15 protein-coding genes and 1 pseudogene are annotated in these 17,445 nt (G+C 68.6%); 7 read left to right on the forward strand and 9 right to left on the reverse strand.

Translation table 11 applies throughout. The features are described from left to right. Positions 1 to 31 precede the first annotated feature (31 nt). Complete coding sequence (locus AD72_RS10240) at positions 32 to 1,747, forward strand: sialidase family protein (protein WP_031466217.1); 1,716 nt, start codon at positions 32 to 34, stop codon at positions 1,745 to 1,747. 7 nt (positions 1,748 to 1,754) lie between these two features. Here the strand turns inward: AD72_RS10240 and AD72_RS10245 are convergent, their stop codons facing one another. The 3 genes from AD72_RS10245 to AD72_RS10255 form a co-directional block, all read right to left on the reverse strand. Next, positions 1,755 to 2,549 (reverse strand): GNAT family N-acetyltransferase, encoded by a 795-nt coding sequence (locus tag AD72_RS10245; RefSeq protein ID WP_031466218.1) that lies wholly within the window; start codon positions 2,547 to 2,549, stop codon positions 1,755 to 1,757. Next, positions 2,546 to 3,841, reverse strand: a complete 1,296-nt coding sequence (locus AD72_RS10250; protein ID WP_082468846.1) for an aminotransferase class I/II-fold pyridoxal phosphate-dependent enzyme — start codon at positions 3,839 to 3,841, stop codon at positions 2,546 to 2,548. The genes AD72_RS10245 and AD72_RS10250 overlap by 4 nt, the downstream gene beginning before the upstream one ends. A 122-nt stretch (positions 3,842 to 3,963) precedes the next feature. Then, the gene (locus AD72_RS10255; RefSeq protein WP_031466220.1) at positions 3,964 to 4,869 is read right to left on the reverse strand and encodes an SAM-dependent methyltransferase; all 906 of its coding nucleotides are present in this window, start codon (positions 4,867 to 4,869) and stop codon (positions 3,964 to 3,966) included. A gap of 108 nt (positions 4,870 to 4,977) precedes the next feature. Here AD72_RS10255 and AD72_RS10260 point away from each other — a divergent pair, with 108 nt between their 5' ends. From AD72_RS10260 to AD72_RS37925, 3 genes and pseudogenes are all read left to right on the forward strand, one after another. Then, on the forward strand, positions 4,978 to 6,174 hold the full coding sequence (locus tag AD72_RS10260; protein WP_051898420.1) for an SGNH/GDSL hydrolase family protein: 1,197 nt from the start codon (positions 4,978 to 4,980) through the stop codon (positions 6,172 to 6,174). A gap of 153 nt (positions 6,175 to 6,327) precedes the next feature. Next, positions 6,328 to 6,870: pseudogene (locus AD72_RS38185) on the forward strand (AbrB family transcriptional regulator); the annotation flags it as partial. Positions 6,871 to 6,938: 68 nt separating this feature from the next. Further along, positions 6,939 to 7,484, forward strand: a complete 546-nt coding sequence (locus AD72_RS37925) for an AbrB family transcriptional regulator (protein ID WP_051898425.1) — start codon at positions 6,939 to 6,941, stop codon at positions 7,482 to 7,484. A gap of 211 nt (positions 7,485 to 7,695) precedes the next feature. Here the strand turns inward: AD72_RS37925 and AD72_RS10275 are convergent, their stop codons facing one another. Continuing rightward, the gene (locus AD72_RS10275) at positions 7,696 to 8,556 is read right to left on the reverse strand and encodes a LysR family transcriptional regulator (protein ID WP_031466222.1); all 861 of its coding nucleotides are present in this window, start codon (positions 8,554 to 8,556) and stop codon (positions 7,696 to 7,698) included. A 164-nt stretch (positions 8,557 to 8,720) separates the two neighbouring features. On the opposite strand from AD72_RS10275, the gene AD72_RS10280 reads away from it, so the two are divergent. Beyond that, complete coding sequence (locus AD72_RS10280) at positions 8,721 to 9,446, forward strand: FCD domain-containing protein (RefSeq protein ID WP_051898427.1); 726 nt, start codon at positions 8,721 to 8,723, stop codon at positions 9,444 to 9,446. A gap of 23 nt (positions 9,447 to 9,469) precedes the next feature. Here AD72_RS10280 and AD72_RS10285 read toward each other — a convergent pair whose 3' ends face one another. From AD72_RS10285 to AD72_RS10300, 4 genes are all read right to left on the reverse strand, one after another. Then, a complete protein-coding gene (locus AD72_RS10285) occupies positions 9,470 to 10,717 on the reverse strand; it encodes an OFA family MFS transporter (protein WP_231644780.1) in 1,248 nt (415 codons plus the stop codon). 182 nt (positions 10,718 to 10,899) lie between these two features. Then, on the reverse strand, positions 10,900 to 12,129 hold the full coding sequence (gene frc, locus AD72_RS10290; RefSeq protein WP_031466225.1) for a formyl-CoA transferase: 1,230 nt from the start codon (positions 12,127 to 12,129) through the stop codon (positions 10,900 to 10,902). A gap of 18 nt (positions 12,130 to 12,147) precedes the next feature. Further along, on the reverse strand, positions 12,148 to 13,842 hold the full coding sequence (locus AD72_RS10295) for a thiamine pyrophosphate-binding protein (RefSeq protein WP_031466226.1): 1,695 nt from the start codon (positions 13,840 to 13,842) through the stop codon (positions 12,148 to 12,150). Positions 13,843 to 14,076: 234 nt separating this feature from the next. Beyond that, a complete protein-coding gene (locus tag AD72_RS10300) occupies positions 14,077 to 14,460 on the reverse strand; it encodes a thioesterase family protein (protein WP_031466227.1) in 384 nt (127 codons plus the stop codon). 117 nt (positions 14,461 to 14,577) lie between these two features. Between AD72_RS10300 and AD72_RS10305 the strand changes: the two genes are divergently transcribed. Both AD72_RS10305 and AD72_RS10310 read left to right on the forward strand, forming a co-directional pair. Further along, entirely contained in the window at positions 14,578 to 15,354 is a 777-nt protein-coding gene (locus AD72_RS10305; RefSeq protein ID WP_031466228.1) for a dioxygenase family protein, read from the forward strand. Between the two features lie 247 nt (positions 15,355 to 15,601). Further along, positions 15,602 to 16,321 (forward strand): mechanosensitive ion channel family protein, encoded by a 720-nt coding sequence (locus AD72_RS10310; protein ID WP_031466229.1) that lies wholly within the window; start codon positions 15,602 to 15,604, stop codon positions 16,319 to 16,321. 81 nt (positions 16,322 to 16,402) lie between these two features. On the opposite strand, the gene AD72_RS10315 is transcribed toward AD72_RS10310, so the two are convergent. Then, positions 16,403 to 17,302, reverse strand: a complete 900-nt coding sequence (locus AD72_RS10315; RefSeq protein WP_031466230.1) for an NADP-dependent oxidoreductase — start codon at positions 17,300 to 17,302, stop codon at positions 16,403 to 16,405. Positions 17,303 to 17,445 lie beyond the last annotated feature (143 nt).

Consider the following 17,445-nt stretch of genomic DNA (forward strand, 5'->3'; position numbering starts at 1 on the left):
GGCCGTGTCACGTCTGCCGTTTCGAAGAACCATGGCCGCGCTGGCCGCTGCAGTTTTCGTGCTGTGGACGGGATCCGCGGCCCAAGCCGATGCTCCGGACGGCACGATCGGCTTCGACGATCAGCCGCTCGGGCAGGTTCCGCGGGGATGCGTCACCCCGCAGGGCGCCGCGGCGGGCACCGTCAGCGATGCGCGCGGCTACCTGAGCCGGAAGTCGCTGCGCATCCAGGACACCCGTGGCGACGCGATGACCAAGGTCGACTGTCCCGGCGCCGCACACGGCACGGACAATCTGGCGCTGCAGGTGTTCCCCGCCGCGATCCGCGGTGGTCTGCTGATCGATTTCACCGGCCGGTTCGAGGGAATAGCCCAACGCAGGCAGGTTTTCCATCTCGCCGTGTTCGGCGATGGGCGTATCGCCTGGTACGACGGCCGCACCTGGCTGCCGATCTCCCGGGTGGGCGCGGTGCGCATCGGAGCGTGGAATCACCTTGCCGCGCAGGTCTCCGCGGACCACGCCGCGGTGCTCGTCTACGTGGACGGCCACTATGTCGGCGAAGGCGGGCCGAACGGGATCCGCCCCGTGCAGAGCATCGACGGGTACCAGTTCAGCAGCGGCGGGACCGCGGTCACCGGGGACGACATCTTCATCGACAACGTGCTCCACGACCCACAGCGAAGATCCCCCGCGCGCGAGACCGGTGGCCTGGAACTGGGGAACCACACCGTCATCGACCGCGCGCGCACCCCGCTGCAGATGCCCGATACCGCCGTGCGCGCGGGCGGCGGGCGAATCCTCGCCGGTTATCCCGCACACGGCGACGACAGCGCCTCCGCGGGCAACCGGTTCGCCTACTCCGACGATCAGGGCGCGAGCTGGCACCGCGCACCCGCGATGAATCCGATGCCCGGCGCGGCTTCCACCAATCTGACCCGGTTGCACGACGGCAGCCTGCTGGCCCTCGACTACCACACCTATCTGCGCGCCGATCGGCGCCGGGCGAACATCGACAGCGCGATCTCGCGCGACGGCGGGAGAACCTGGCAGCGCCGCACCGGAACACTCAGCACCCCGGAACCGATGCGGTCCATCGCGGACGTCACCGACCGGCCGGGGCATCCCCTCGGCGGGTTCGTCCTCGTGCACTCCGCGATCGAAAACCGCGACGGCAGCCTGTACCAGTCCGCCTACGGCTACTACCGGCACGACCGCAAATACCGGCAACTACTGCTGCGATCCACCGACCGGGGCCGCGACTGGACCGTGCGCGCCACGCTCGCGATGAATCCCGGCCTGTCCGCCGATCCCGGATACGAGGGATTCTGCGAGGCCGGGATCGAGCGGACCGGTGACGGCAGCCTGCTCGCCGTCCTGCGCACCGGCAGCTACCGGCCGCTCTACACCAGCCGCTCCACCGACGAGGGGCGCACCTGGAGCACACCCCGGCAGCTCCGCACACCGCCCGATTCCCGCCCGGCGCAAAGCGTCTACCCGGTTCTGGCCCGGCTCGACGGCGGCACCCTCGCACTGCTCATCGGCCGCCCCGGGCTCGCCCTGCTCACCTCCGCCGACAACGGCCACACCTGGACCCGGCCCGTCGCGATCGACTACCCCGACTCGGCCAACGGCACCCTGCTCCCACTCGGCGGGAAACGCGTGCTGGTTTTCGGGGACCGCGGCGCCAACTGGTCGGCCCCGAAACCCGAGACCTACACCGTCTGCTCCCGCCCCGTCCGGATTCGCTGACCGGTCCTCAGTTCGCGAGGATGTACAGGTGGATCGGCGAGTTCGGAGCGAGACCGATCCGCTCGTACACGGTCTGCCCGGCGAGCGTCGCGTGCAGGGTGGCCCGGGTCAGCCCGCTCTCCCGGTGCCCCGCGTGCAGCGCCTTACGGGTCACCGCCTCGCCGTAGCCCCGGCGCTGCCACCGCGGATCGGTGGCGACGAGATTGACGAACAGCCGCCCCGCGGTCGGGATCGCCGCGGCACAGCTCACCGGAACCCCTTCGCGTACCCCCAGGTACGCGTGCGCGCGTCCGGTCCACAGTGCCGAGGCGGTCAGTCCATCGCGATAGTGCTCCACCGGGAACCCGTAGGCGCGCGAGTTGAGATCCGCGTAGGCGCGCACCTGGTCCGCGGTGCGCACCCGCACGAAGGTCAGCTCCGGATGCCGCGGTTCGGGCATGGGCAGCACCACACCGGCCATGCCCGAACCCGATTCCTCGTGTTCCAGACCGGCGCGGGCGGCGACCGTCCCCAGTGCCGCTCGTGCCCCTTCGGTGAGGAAATCCTCGAACAGCCACAGGAAACCGGGATTCCGCTTGCCGCGCATGATCCGCGCGGCCTCGTGCAACCGGCGGCCGAGCAGTTCCGCGTCCAGCCCGTTCTCGGTCAGCGCCAGGCCGTTCCAGAAAAGCGCCCGGCAGTCGGCCCAGTGCAGCGCGATCCCGGGCAGATTCCGCACATCGGCGCCCGGCTCCCGGTCCAGCGCGATACTCCGCCATGCCGTGATGAGCTGCTCGAGCGATTCGCGCGCGCCTTCGGTCACCGGGTGCCCCACGCTTCGGCGAGCGCCGCGGACAGGACCTCGGCCGCGTGCACCAGATCATCGGGCCGGTGCGCGCTGTTGAGCTGAATCCGGTACCGCGCCTGGCCTTGGGGCACGATCGGGAACTCCACCAGGTGCAGCAGCACCCCGTTCTCCTCGGCGATGGCCAGCGCTTCCCGGCACACCGGAAGGGAATCGACCCGCACCGGAACGATCGGCGACGGCTCACCGAGCACCGCGGTTCCCTCGGCCCCGGAGACGGCTTCCCGGAACACCCGGGCGTTGTACAGCACCTGATCGCGGCGCCGCTGCCCTTCCGGGGAGCGGGCCACCCGCACCGCGGCCAGCGCGCCCGCGGCCTGCAGTGGAGTGAGCGCCGTGGAGAACATGTGCGTGCTGGCGAAATAGCGGGCGTACTGCGCGAGGGCGGCGGAATCGGTGGCCAGGAATCCGCCGTTGGTGGCGAACGCCTTGCTGAACGCCCCGGTGACCACGTCGGGACCGGCGAACATGCCCTGGGCGGCCGCCTGTCCGCGTCCCAGCGGGCCGAGCACTCCGATATCGTGCGCCTGATCCACCAGCAGCGTGGCCGCGTATTCGTGGCAGATTCCCTGCAGTTCGGCCAGATCCGGGGTGTCCGAGTCCATCGAGAACAGCCCCTCGGTGACCACGAGTACCCCGTTGCCGGTGTCCCCGGCGCGGATCCGGCGCAGCGTCGAACGCACGGATTCGTTGTCCAGATGGGGAATGCGGGTCACCTTCGTCCCCCGGCTCGCCGCGATCCCCTCGTGCAGGCAGGCGTGCGCGAGCTCGTCGACGAGCACCTGGTCCCCGCGCCGGAGAAACGCGTTGATCGCCCCGAATCCGGCGGCCCAGCCACTCGGGAACAACACGATGTGCGCCATGCCGAGCAGCTCGGCGAGTTCGGCGCACAGCTGCGCGGAAAGCTCGGTTTCCCCGGCCACACAAGGAGAACCACCGGCGTGCGGCCCGTACTCCTCGAGCGCGTCCCGGATCGCCGCGTGCACCCGGGGATGGGTGCTCAACGCGAGATAGTCCTGGCTGAGCAGATTGATCCCGGAACTCTCCCGGCCTCGCCCGTCGCGCATCCGGGCGCGATCCGCGCTCGGCGCGGTCAGCATCCGCGCGTGATAACCCCACCGGCCCTGTTCGAGGTGCTCATCGAGCCAGCGCGCGAACGGTTCGACCCGCTCGGCGAGGTGGCGCCCGCGCGCGGCGGTGAAGGTGCCCAGGGAACGCCGGTCGGTGACCGCGCTGGGAGATTCGCTCATATCGTGATCCTGTTCTGTGGAAGGATCCTTGGCGGTCGCACGATAGAACGGGCGGCCACACGCCGTCGACGCGTTGTTCCGCCGGACGGAACGAACCCATCCTCGGCAACCGGTCGCCCCGGTTACCCGAGCACTCCGCGGATGTAGCGCACCCCGTCCGTACCCAGTTCGTCCCCGTCGAAGGGAAGGCCGTTGGCGGTGAACAGTTCCCGGATACCGACCCCGTGCAGCACCCAGCCGCGCCGGGCGAGATAGGGAGCGGCTTCGTTACGGGCACCGAAATACCGCAGCCGCGCGTGGTCGAGCTCGAAGCCGTGCGCGCGCCAGAGTTCGGAGATCCGGTCCAGGCCCCGTTTGGTCCGGTTCTCCTCGCCCGCCCGCTGGTTGGGCCGGTTCTCGGTGGCGATCCGGCTTCCCGGCGCGCTGAGTTCGGTGACGGTGTCCAGTAACCGGTCCTGCGCCTCGGGTGGCAGATACCCCAGCAGTCCTTCGGCGCTCCACGCGGTCGGCAGCGACGGGTCGAACCCGGCGGCGCGCAGTACGCCTGCCCAGTCCTCGCGCAGATCGGCCGCGGCCACCCGGCGCTCGGCGGTGGGTTCGGCACCGAGTCCGGCCAGTGTCCTGGTCTTGAACTCCAGGACCGGTGGGCGGTCGACCTCGTACAGCACGGTCCCTCCCGGCCAGGGCAACCGGTACGCGCGGGAATCCAGTCCCGAGGCCAGGATCACGACCTGGGCGATCCCCGCCTGCGTCGCATCGAGGAAGTACTCGTCGTAGAACCCGGCCCGCACCGCGGCCCCGTCGATCCACATCGGATCGAGCAATTCTCCGGGCGCCTCCTCGCCGCTGGCCAGCCGGGTGAGCAGATCGACACCGACCGCCCGGACGAGCGGCTCGGCGAACGGGTCCGTGCTGAGCGGGCGGTCCGCGCGGCTCGCGATCGCGCGTCCCGTCGCGGCCAGGGTGGCGGTCGCACCGACGCTGGAGGCCGGATCCCAGCTGTCGCCCTCGTGCCTGCTGTCGCTCATGTCCTCTCCTGTTCCCGGACCTGCCGTGTCAGTGCCGTGTTCGCGGCGTGTGAGCGGTCCGCCGGAACCTTCGCACGTCCCACTGACACGAATCACGGAGGCGAGACGATGACCGAGAACTGGGTCCGGACCTGGGCCGCCGCGCCCCACGCAGCCGAGGACGGGATCGGCTCGCTCGAGGGCCACCCGCCGCTGGCCGGGGTGACCCTGCGCCAGGTGGTGCGGATCAGCGGCGGCGGGCGGCTGCTGCGCGTCCGCTTCACCAACGAGTTCGGCGCCGCGCCGGTCACCATCGGCGCGGCGCGGGTCGGCCGCGCGGCACCGGGTGGTGCGGTGCGTCCCGGCAGCGATCGGGCGCTGACTTTCTCCGGTGCGCCCACCGGTGTCATCCCGGCGAGCGCGCCACTGCTCAGTGATCCGGTCGAGTTCCCGGTCCCCGCGCTTGCCGAACTGTCCATCAGCCTCTATCTCCCGGGGCACGTGGCGGACTGCACCTGCCACGACCCCGCGATGCGGACCGGCTGGCGGATCCCGGGGGACGCGGTCGCCGCGACCACACTGCCCGAGCAGGCGGAGATCCTGCCGGTGCGCGCACTGCTCTCGGCCGTCGAACTGGTTCCGGACACCCCGGCCGAGAGCATCGTGGTGCTCGGCGATTCGCGCGCCGACGGGGCCGGTTCGACCCCGGAAACCGAGCACGGCTGGCCCGAACTGCTCGCCGAACGGCTCGGGGACACCGGCTATGTGACCAATCAGGGCATCAGCGGCAACCGGATGCTCAATGACGGCATCGGCCCCGCCGCCCTGGCCCGCTTCGACCGGGATGTACTGGCCACTCCAGGTCTCGGCGCCGTCGTGGTCTCCCACGGCGGCAACGACCTCGGCATCTCCTTCGCCGACGGGAACGGTCCGCTCGCCGAATTCCTGGAGATGTTCCCCGGGGCACCGGTGACCGCCGCGGACGTCATCGCCGGTTTCCGCGAACTGATCGGCCGGGCGCGCGCACGCGGGGTACGGGTCTACGGCACCACGATCGCACCGTTCGAGGGCGCGGAGATCTACACCACGGAGGGCGAGAACGCCCGCCGGGCGGTCAACGAATGGATCCGCACCAGCGGTGCCTTCGATGCCGTGCTGGATTTCGACGCTGTCTGGCGCGATCCGGACCGGCCCGCGCGGATCCGGGCCGAGTTCGATTCGGGTGACCGGCTGCACGGTAACGACGCGGGCTATCGTGCCCTCGCCGACTCCGTCGACCTGTCGCTTTTCCGGTCCCGCCTGGACACGGCTCACCCGCTGCGGTGAGGACGGTGCCCGGGCAGTATCGGTGATCTTCCTGGACAACCGGTGTGCGATCACCGCGCGCTGAGCATACGTAAACCAGAAGTCACGTTCCCGTTGCTCAGCACTCCTAGCGTTTCTCCGCGAACCCCAGCGCAGGACACGCGAGGAGCGAACATGACCGCAGTACCGGCCGCCGGTCCACTCGATGTCGTCTGGCGTCGGCTCAGATCATGGCGGACTCCGGCCTATTGGTGCCTCGGTGTCCTCGCCTGCTATGTGCTGGCCGAGTACGCCGAGGAGATCTCGGTCCCGGCCCCGCAGCTGATGATCGCCCTGGTGCTCGGCGCGGTCCTGGCGGTCTCCGGGCTCGTGCGCCGCGATGTGCCCCGGCAGCTGGCCCGGCCGAGTCATGCCCTGATCGGCGCGCTGATGGGGAGCTACCTCGACCTCGACACGCTCGGCTCGATCGCCGCGAGTGCCGTGCCGCTGGTTCTGGTGACCGTGGCGACCGTGGCGCTCTGTTTCGCGGCCGCACTGGTGCTCGCCCGGTTCACCCGGGTCACCCTTCCCGATTCGGCGCTCGGTATGACCCCGGGTGGCTCGGCCGCCGTGGTCGCCTGTGCCGAGGAGGTCGGCGCCGACTCCCGGCTCGTGGCGCTGGTGCAGTACCTGCGGGTCGGGCTGGTCGCACTGACCGCGCCGCTGATCGCCCTCACCGCGTCCTCGGCCACGCAGACCGCACAGGGCGAGGCCGCCCACGAGAGTTCCCGGCGCTCGGCCATCTGGTGGACGGCACCGATCAGCTGGCCGGGCTCGCCGCGCTGGCCGCGGTGTGCGTTCTCGGTTCCCGGCTGGGCAACCGCCTTTCGCTGCCCGCACCGGTGTTGCTCGGCTCGATGCTCATCGCCGCGGCGGCGACCGCGAGCCACGCGGTCAGCGGCTTCGCCCCGGCCGGTCCGTTGCGCGATGTGGTCTTCGTCGTGGTCGGCCTGGAAGTCGGACTGCGCTTCACCTGGCCCGCACTGCGGCACGCGGGGCGCCTGCTGCCGTACCTGTTCGGCGCCATCGTCCTGGTGTGCCTCGCCTGCGCGGGGCTCGCGTTCGCACTCACCGCGTTCACCGGGATGCCGTTCCTGCGGGCCTATCTCGCCACCACGCCCGGCGGGATCAACGCGGTGCTGGCGACGGCGGATTCCACCCACACCGGCACGGCCCTGATCTCGACCGTGCAGAGCCTGCGCCTGTTCCTGGTCTGCCTGCTGGTGCCGATGCTGATCCGCAGACTGCGCGGCCGTGCCGCCGGTGCACCACTCGCCGCGAAGGCCCGGTGAACGCCATGACCGCCGAACCCACCTTCACCATCAACCGGACCTCCGCGGCTTTCACCGGGAACCCCGCATGGAACCGCCGGTTCGCAGAGGCCTCCGCCGCGGACCGGCAGGAGATGATCGATCAGCTCCGGGAGTGCGCGCACCGCCGGCTCGAAGACGTGCTCCACCTGCTCATGCTCTCCGGAGACGCCGAGCTCGTGACCTCCCGGTCTCAGGCACAGCGGCGCAGGGCACTGATCTCGGCCATGATCGCCCTGCGCAGGTCGGCGGCCGGGGACTTGCGGGCGTGCTCGGCGCTGGCGAGGACGAACTCCACGGATCCCAGATCGGGCAGCCGCTCGTCCGGGGGCAGCTCCACGAGGTCGTCGGGGAGCAGGCTGCGCGCGTGCGCGGTGATCCCCAGCCCGGCCCGCACCGCGGCGAACACGCCGTGCAGTCCCTCGCTGGTGCAGCTGATCCGGTACGGAATCCCGTGCGAGCGCAGGGTCTCCAGCGCACGCTCCCGGTTGACGCTCGGGCTCGGATAGAGCACGAGCGGAACCGGTGCGCAGGCGGGCAGCTGGCTCGTCCGGTGCCCGGCCCACACCAGCGAGTCCTGCCAGACCCGCTGCTGATAGCGGTCCGGCCCGCCGCGCTTGCCGAATACGAGATCCAGCTCCCCCTCGGCGAGCCACTGCAGCAGGTGCTCGCTGAGCCCGACGGTCAGCTCGAGCTCCACCGAAGGGTGCCGCCGCCGGAAGTCGTCGACCACCTCGGGCAGCCGGGTCACCACGAAGTCCTCGGAGGCGCCGAACCGGACTCGCCCCTGCGGACGCGGCCGGTCGAAGTGGTCGACCGCGGCCTGGTTGGCCTCCAGGATCGCGCTCGCGTGCCCGAGCAGCGCTTCGCCGTCCGGGGTCAGCGCGGTTCGATGGGTGTCCCGCACGAACAACTGCCTGCCGAGCATCGATTCGAGCCTGCGCACATGCTGACTGACCGTGGACTGCCGCAGACCGAGCCGGGCCGCGCTCTCGGTGAAGCTCAGCATCCGCGCCACCGTGACAAAACTGCGCAGGCACACCGGATCGAACATCATCGTCCTCCCGTGATCGACTGATCGCCTTGGGTGCACGGCCGACCCCGCTGGGGGATGTTCGCCGCTTCTTCGGCCGACCTTGTGTACCCGGCGCCGCGGTATTTTGCATACTGAAGACTGCAGACGGAGAACCTGGCGAACCGAGAACTGGTAGGTGCGACGTGACGAACCCGGGTGCAGCTGAATCGCGGGCCTTCTCGGCGGGCAAGCGATCCCGTGCCCGCAAGGCGAACGGCAACCGGGTGGCCCGTCCGGCCCCGCTGCGTGAGGTCGTGCACGACGCGATCCTCGAGATGATCATCGACCGGACCCTGCGGCCCGGTCAGCATCTCGCCGAGGGTGAGCTCGCGGCCGAGCTCGGGGTCAGCAGGCAGCCGGTGCGCGAGGCGTTGCAGCGCCTGCAGACCGAGGGCTGGATCGACCTGGAACCGGCCCAGGGCGCGTTCGTGCACACCCCCACCGAGCAGGAGACGGTGCAGCTGCTCAGCGTGCGCGTGCTGCTGGAGACGCACGCCGCCGAGCTCGCCGCAGCGCCGCCTTCGGAGGCCGATACCGCACGGCTGTGGGAACTGCAGCGCGCCGGTGAGGCCGCGGTCGCCGCGGACGACCGCGGGGCCATGGTCAAGGCGAACGCGGAACTGCACGCCTTCATCACCGAACTGTCCGGGAACGCCGTCCTGCAGGAGCTCATCGGCATCGTCAACCGGCGGGTGCAGTGGCTCTACACCTCCGTGGCCCGGCAGCGCAGCAAGGACGCCTGGGCCGAGCACGCCGAGCTGATCGAGGCGATCACCGGCGGGAAGCCCGACCGCGCGCGGGAACTGATGCACGCGCACATCACCCGCACCGCCGAGGCGATCCGCACCGGACCGGACACGGCGCACTGAATCCCGGCCGGGGGCGGCCATGCTCACCCTCCGGCGTGCTGCAGTTCCGTGTCCCGGCGCTGGCTCCGGCGCCGGGAACCGGTTCCCGGCTGGCGCAGGAACAGCGTGATCACCGCGGCGAGCAGCGCGATGCAGCCGGCGAGCACATAGGCTCCGGTGAAGCCCCAGGTGCTGATCACTCCCGCGGCGAGCCCGCCGGCGCCGACCCCGCCGACGAGTTTCGCGGTGTACACCAGACCGTAGTTGGTGGCGTTGTAGTTCTCCCCGAAGTAGTCCGGGACCAGCATCGCATAGAGCGGATAAAAGGCGCCGCTGCCGAATCCGCTGACGAAGGCGGCGATCATGAACAGGGTGAGGCTGTGCATGCTGCCCGCGATCAGCACACCGAACTGCGCGATCCCGGTGATCACCAGGACCATGGTCAGGGTGCGGCGGCGGCCGAGATAGTCCGATACCCAGCCGACGAAGAACCGACCTACCCCGTTGACGATGGCCAGCACCCCCGCCGAGGAGGCCGCGATGAACGGCCCGAATCCGCTCGCCTTCGCGAAATCGCTCTGGTTGCCGATACCGAACAGCGAGACACCGCCGATGATCACCATCGACACCCACATCAGCGGCAGCATGCCGGTGCGGATCGCCTCCATGGGCGTGTACTGGCGCGCCGCGGGCGGGTTGCGGTGCCCGGAGCGCTTGCGCGAACCCGCCCAGGCGATCGGATCCACGTTCTTCGGCCACCAGTTCTTCGGCGGGTCCACGAACAGCAGTCCACAGCACAGCACGACGACAAGCATGTAGGCGCCCACGATGTTGAGCACCGTCGAGTAGTTGTCCGGATGGAAGGCGAACGCGAAAATGTAGATCAGTGGAACCGAACCGTAGGCGAATCCGCCGTTCACGAATCCGGTGCGCGCACCGCGCTTTTCCGGGAACCATTTTCCGACCATGTTGATACAGGTCGCATACACCATTCCGGAACCGATTCCGCCGAGTACCGAATAGGTGAGGAATCCGATCGCGAGGCTGCCGCTGTTCGCGATACCGAAGAATCCGAGCCCACTGAACACCGCACCGATCACCATGGCGAACCGTGCGGAGAGAATGTTCTTCTCCCGCAATCTGCCGACCGGGAACGCGACCGCGGCCTGAAAAACGCTCCACAGGCTGAACATCCAGTCCTGTTCGGCAGGCGACCAGCCGTAGTTCTTGGCGAAGAACCCGGATGCGGTCACCGAACCCCATGCGTATTCGAATACGCTCACCGCAACCATGGCTATCCACGGCAACCACACCATCCAGGTGCGCGAACGACCCATGATGTCGAATGGCGTCTCGCCGACCCGGTAAACACGTCCGTTCTGGTCGGTTATTTCACGGTACGCAGGTGAACTGCCCAGCATGATACCCTCTTTCAATTAGGTAGATGGGGTGGTCAGTTCGGGACGGGAACTGTTCAGATGGCGCCGTTGAGGCGCAGTTTTTCGATCTTCTCCTCGTCGAAACCGAATTCGGCGAGCACGGAGTCGGTGTGTTCTCCGAGAAGGGGCGAGCGTTCAACGCTCACCGGGGAATCCGAGAGGTGCAGGGGGCAGCCGACGGTGCGGAAGCTTCCCCGCTCCGGATGGTCGATCTCCACCACGGAGCCGAGTTCGGCCAGTGTCTGATCCTCGATGAGCTCCTTGGTGGACAGGATCGGGCCACAGGGCACATCGTGCGCGTTCAGCGCTTCCATGACCTCCCATTTGGTGTGCCGCAGCGTCCATTCCTCGATGAGCGCGAACATCCTGTCCAACTTCGGCAACCGTGCCGCAGGGGTGCTCCAGTCCGGGTCATCGGCGAGTTCCGGGCGCCCGATCAGTTCGGTGATCGGGGCCCAGCCCGCCGGTTGCACGATCACGTAGATGTAGTCGTTCGGCCCGCCCGGTGCGCACCGCAGCGCCCAGCCCGGCTGCCCGCCACCCGAGGCGTTCCCGGAACGGGGCACCGCGTCCCCGAACTCCTCGTTGGGGTACTCGTTCAGCGGCCCGTGCGCGAGCCGTTGCTGATCGCGGAGCTTGACCCGGCACAGGTTCAGCACCGCGTCCTGCATCGCGACCTGCACCCGTTGCCCGAGTCCGGTATTCGTCCGCTGATAGAGCGCGGCGAGAATCGCGGCCACCAGGTGGATCCCGGTTCCCGAATCCCCGATCTGCGCCCCGGTCGCGGTCGGCGGACCGTCCTCGAACCCGGTGGTGCTCATGGCGCCGCCCATCGCCTGGGCGATCACCTCATAGGCTTTGAAGTCCGCGTACCGGCCGGTGCCGAATCCCTTGATGGACGCGTAGATCAGCCGCGGATTGAGTTCGTGCAGCCGGTCCCAGCCGAAACCGAACCGGTCGACGACCCCGGGGCCGAAATTCTCCACGAGCACATCGCATCCCGCGACGAGCTCGGCGAACACCTCCTTGCCCTCCGCGCTTTTCATGTTCACCGTCACGCTGCGCTTGTTCGAGTTCAGCATGGTGAAATACAGGCTGTCGGCATCGGGCACATCCCGGAGCTGGCCGCGGGTGATGTCACCGCGGCCGGGCATCTCCAGCTTGATCACCTCCGCGCCGAGCCAGGCCAGCAACTGGGTCGAGGACGGCCCGGACTGCACATGGGTCATGTCGAGGACACGCACCCCGGACAAGGCCTTTCCCATGGTGGACACCTCCGAACGTCACTTGTACATCGTCTGGTTCATGGTTCCCGGCGCATAGGCGTCCGGATCGAGCCACACATTGATCAGCGCGGGCTTCCCGGAGGCGCGCGCCCGGTCGAGCGCGGGGCGGATCTGCTCCGGATCGGTCACTTCCTCGCCGTGACCGCCGAGCATCCTGGCGAATTCGTCGTACCGGACATCGCCGAGCGTGTTCCCGATCCGCGCGCGTTCCGGGCCGTACTTGCGTTCCTGCCCGTACCGGATCTGGTTCATCGAGGAATTGTTCCCGACGATGCCGATGAACGGAAGTTCGTAGCGCACAAGGGTCTCGAAATCCCAGCCGGTCAGGCTGAACGCGCCATCGCCGAACAGGGCGACCACTTCCTTCTCGGGGAAGGTGTGTTTCGCGGCGAGCACGAAGGGAATTCCCACACCGAGGGTGCCGAGCGGGCCCGGATCCATCCAGTGCCCCGGCGATTTCGGCTGCACCACCTGCCCGGAGAAGGTCACGATGTCTCCCCCGTCGCCGATGTAGATCGAGTCCTCGGTCAGGAACTCGTTGATCTCGTGCACCAGCCGGTAGGGGTGGATCGGGGATTCCGCGGAACGCAGCTGCGGAAGCCGTTTCTGCTTCGCGGTCTCCTCGGCCTCGCGCAGCTCGTCCAGCCAGGTTTTCCGCTCTCGCGCGCCGTTTTCCTTGCTGTGCACGTGTTCCAGCACGCTATCGAGCACCAGCGCGGCATCGCCGACGATCCCCAGGTCCACATCCCGGTTCTTGCCGACGGTGCGGTAGTCCAGGTCGATCTGCACCACGGTCGCGTTCGGCGGTATGCGGCGCCCGTAGCCCATCCGGAAATCGAACGGGGTGCCGATGATGACGATGACATCCGCGTTGTTGAACGCGTGCCGCCTGGACAACTGGAAATGGTGCGGGTCCCCCGGTGGCAGGGTGCCGCGCCCGGCGCCGTTCATGTACGCGGGAATGTTCAGTTCCCGCACCAGCCTGCGGGCGGATTCGGTGGCGCGGGTCGTCCACACCTGACTGCCGAACAGGATCGCCGGCCGCTGTGCTCCGGCGAGCAGGGCGGCGAGTTGTTCCACCGCGGCGGGATCACCCGCGCTCCGGGTCGAGGCGCGGTATTTGCCCGCTTCCGGGAGCCGCGCCTGCTCGACGGGGACCTTCGCGTCCAGCACATCCCGGGGAATCTCCAGATAGGCGGGCCCCGGCGCACCGTTGTAGGCCTCCCGGAACGCCATCGAGACCAGATCGGCTATCCGCTCGGTCGCGGGCACCGTCGAGGCGAACTTCGTGATCGGAGTGAGCATGTCCACGTGCGGCAGGTCCTGCAGCGAACCCATTTTGTGCTGTGTCTGCGCCCCTTGCCCGCCGATCAGCAGCAGCGGGCTCTCCGCGCGCAGGGCGTTCGCCACCCCGGTCACCGCGTCGGTGGTGCCCGGGCCCGCGGTCACCACGGCGCAGCCCGGTTTCCCGGTCAGCCGCGCATAGGCGTCCGCCGCGTGCGCGGCGACCTGTTCGTGGCGCACGTCGATGACCTCGATGCCGTTGTCCACGCAGCCGTCGTAGATATCGATGATGTGTCCGCCGCAGAGGGTGAAGATCGTGTCCACACCTTCGGCCTTCAAGGCCCGCGCGACGAGATGTCCGCCGGAAATCGACTGCTCAGTGCCGTTTCTCGGCTCGGTTTCTGCCATGCGATCAGCTCCTCAACCGGGTTGCGCCATACTGTATACCGTATGCGTGGCGCAGAGTCCACGGTTGATCACAGAGCACAGTGAGCGCTTCGATCACCCGTGGTGATCAACAACCGGCGACCGATCCGGCAGGCAGGCCTGGCACGCCGCGAACGGCGCGCCGTTTGGGCAGATTAGTCCGATTTTCTGGACACGTCCGGTGATCAAGATTTCTGCGCGGGGCGCAGTCGCGGATCAGCCCCGCTGGGCTTTGGCCAGGAATCGCTCGGCGTGCACGATCGCCCGCTCCACCCGGCCACGCGCGGCGAGCGCCTCCCCGTCCCGCAGGGAGACCTCGAACCGGAGCGTGCGCCCGTCCACCTCGTGCAGCTTCGCCTCGGCGCGCACCGTCTCGCCCACCGGGGTCGCGGCCAGATGCTCCAGTTCGACCCGGATCCCCACGGTGGTCATCCCCGGTTCCAGCTCCTCCGCGACCGCCCGCACCGTCGCCTCCTCGAGCCAGGCGAGCACCCGCGGGGTGGCGAGCACGGCGACCGTTCCGCTGCCCAGTGCCGCGGCCGTGTCCTGTTCGGTCACCTGGTGTTCGATTTCCGCGCGCGATCCAGAATTCAGTGCCATGACGGCAAACTACGCCGAACCGCCCGCCGCCGCGAAGACCGGGCGCGGTGCGGAATATTTCCTCCGCGCCCCGCGTCACCTATAATAGTTGAACGTTCAATGTTGTAGGGAGTCGCGATGAGCGCCCAGCCGGACCGCCTGCCCGTGCTGTACCTGAGCCACGGCGCGCCGCCGCTGGCCGACGACGCCACCTGGACGCGTGAGCTCGCCGCCTGGTCGGCGGGGCTGCCCCGGCCGAAGGCGGTGCTGATCGTCTCCGCGCACTGGGAGGAGGCGCCGCTGACCATCGGGGCCACCGAGACGAGGCCGCTGGTCTACGACTTCTGGGGATTCGCGCAGCGGTACTACTCGGTGCGCTATCCCGCACCCGGCGCACCGGAGCTCGCCGCGCGGCTGCGCACCCTGCTGCCCGAGATGCACGAGGAACCCGAGCGAGGACTGGATCACGGTGCCTATGTGCCACTGGTCGAGATGTACCCGCACGCGGACATCCCGGTTCTGCAGCTCTCCATGCCCACACTGGATCCCGCGCGACTACTCGAACTGGGTCGCAGGCTCGCCCCGTTGCGCGCGGAGGGTGTGCTGATCATCGGCAGCGGCTTTTTCACGCACAACCTGCACGGCCTGGACATGCACCGCCGCGCCGATCACGAGCCGCCGAACTGGTCGGCCGAATTCGACGACTGGGGCACCCGCGCCCTCGAGAACGCCGATGTGGACGCACTGCTGGATTTCCAGCACAAGGCCCCGGCAGCGGATATCGCGCACCCGCGTACCGAACACTTCGCCCCGTTGTTCGTCTCACTCGGCGCGAGCCTGAACGGACCGGCGCCGCGCTCGGTGATCGAGGGATACTGGTACGGCCTTGCCAAACGCTCCTGGCAGTTCGACTGACCGGGCGGGAAAAGAAGGCGCCGAAAGACTCCGGTGCCTCGAATTCATAGGTAAACTTTCCATCCGATCGGCCCGCACCGGCGCGAACCCCCGAAAGGGTGACATTTCCGCACTGCTGCCCGAGTTGTTCCGATGTACGATCTCGTCCGAAGGCTGGCACACCCAAAAGGCGCCAGGTAATCGCATGCCCTGCCATTGATGTCCACAATTGCTGAATATCTGGCGTTCATTCCACAGGAGGTCAGTGATGACAGCCGTGTCTGACGGTTTCAGTTTTACTCAACCATTCCAGAACGCTTTCAGCACACTGATGCAGTATATTCCACAGCTGATCGGCGCCCTGGTCATCCTGCTCATCGGTTTCTTCGTCGCCAAGGCGATCGCCTGGGTCGTGACGAAGGTGCTGGAGAAGGCGCACTTCAACGAGGCCATGCAGCGCGCGAATGTACAGCAGTTCCTCGAACGTGCCGGGACCGGGCTCACCGCATCGGTCGTGCTCGGCAAAGTGGTGTTCTGGTTCGTGTTCATCATCGCGCTGACCATGTTCGCGAGCGCGCTCGGCGTACCGCAGATCAGCGGTTTCCTCAACGGCATGATCGCCTATGTACCGAACATCTTCGCGGCGCTGGTGATCGTATTCCTCGCGGCGCTGCTCGGTCGTTTCCTCGCCGGCATCGTTCGCGGATTCACCGGATCCGAGGTGCTCGCGAAGGCCACCAACACCATCATCCTCGTCTACGCCGTGTTCGTGGCCCTCGTGCAGTTGCGGATCGCCCAGCAACTGACCGGGCCGACCTTCCTGATCGTGCTCGGCGGCGTCGCCCTCGCCGGCGGCCTGGCGTTCGGCCTCGGCGGCCGCGACGACGCACAGCAGCTCATCCACAATCTCGCCACCCGAGGACAGAACAACGGCGGCCACTCGAAGGAGGAACCCGCCCAGTCCCGTCCGGAGACCCCGAACGAATAGCGTCCGGGCTCGAGAGCGGCATCGTCACATCGTCCGGCACCGTGCACGACGCGGTGCCGGACGATGCATCATGGCCATGGATCAATCGACGAGCAGCACGAGCTTTCCGCGCACCGCGCCGGATTCGCCGATCCGGTGGGCTTCGCGTATCTCGTCGAGCGGAAAGGCAGCGCCGACGGCGATGGCGAACTCCCCGTTCGCCGCCATCCCGGCTGCCTGTGCCAGCGCATAATCGGCGCGGCCGGTGTCACCGCGGCTGAATCGCACGCCATGACGTTGCGCGCCAAGGAAATCGGCCACGGTGAGCACGCGCTCGGGGCCGCCCGCGAGATCGATGAGTTCGGCAAGTCCCTTACCCGCGACGTCCAGCGCACGATCGACACCGGACGGGGCGATCGCCCGCACCCGCTCGGTCATCCCCGCGCCGTAGGCGACCGGCTCGGCACCGAGACCGCGCAGGGCATCGTGACTCAACGGGTTCCCGGTGCCGATCACCCGGGCACCGCGGTGCGCGGCGAACTGCACGGCGGCACTGCCCACACCACCGGACGCACCGTTGATCAGCACCGTGCTGCCCTGGGTGACGCCGAGCTGGTCCAGGGCACGGGCCGCGGTCTCCGCCGCAGCGGGGACAACCGCCGCTTCTGCCTCGTCCATCCCGCCCGGAATCGGCGCCCACAACGAAAGCACGGCGAATTCCGCCTGCGCCGCACCATATGGGGAAGCACCGAAGACCCGGTCACCGAGCGCGGCATCGGAGACGCCCGCGCCGAGCTCGTCGACGATGCCCGCCGCCTCATGACCGAGGGTCTGCGGTAACCCCTCGTCCATCAGACCTTGCCGCTTCTTCCAGTCGCTGGCGTTGACCCCCGCGGCGCGCACCCTGATACGGACCTCTCCGGGGCCAGGATGCGGATCCGGCAGCTCGACGATCTCCAGTACCTCGGGGCCACCGAACCGGCTGAACCGTGCTGCTTTCATCTGGGACACCTACTCCTTCTCGGGAAGAAGTGGCGGATCATCCGATACCGCGTGTGCGCGCTCCCGCCGAGACCCCCGCGAGCGCGTTTTTACTCCGATGCCCACAGGATACGGCACCGCGCACAGACCGGTTCCGGCATATC

It is taken from the genome of Sciscionella sediminilitoris (assembly GCF_000737195.2).
Classification (GTDB): Bacteria; Actinomycetota; Actinomycetes; order Mycobacteriales; family Pseudonocardiaceae; genus Sciscionella; species Sciscionella sediminilitoris.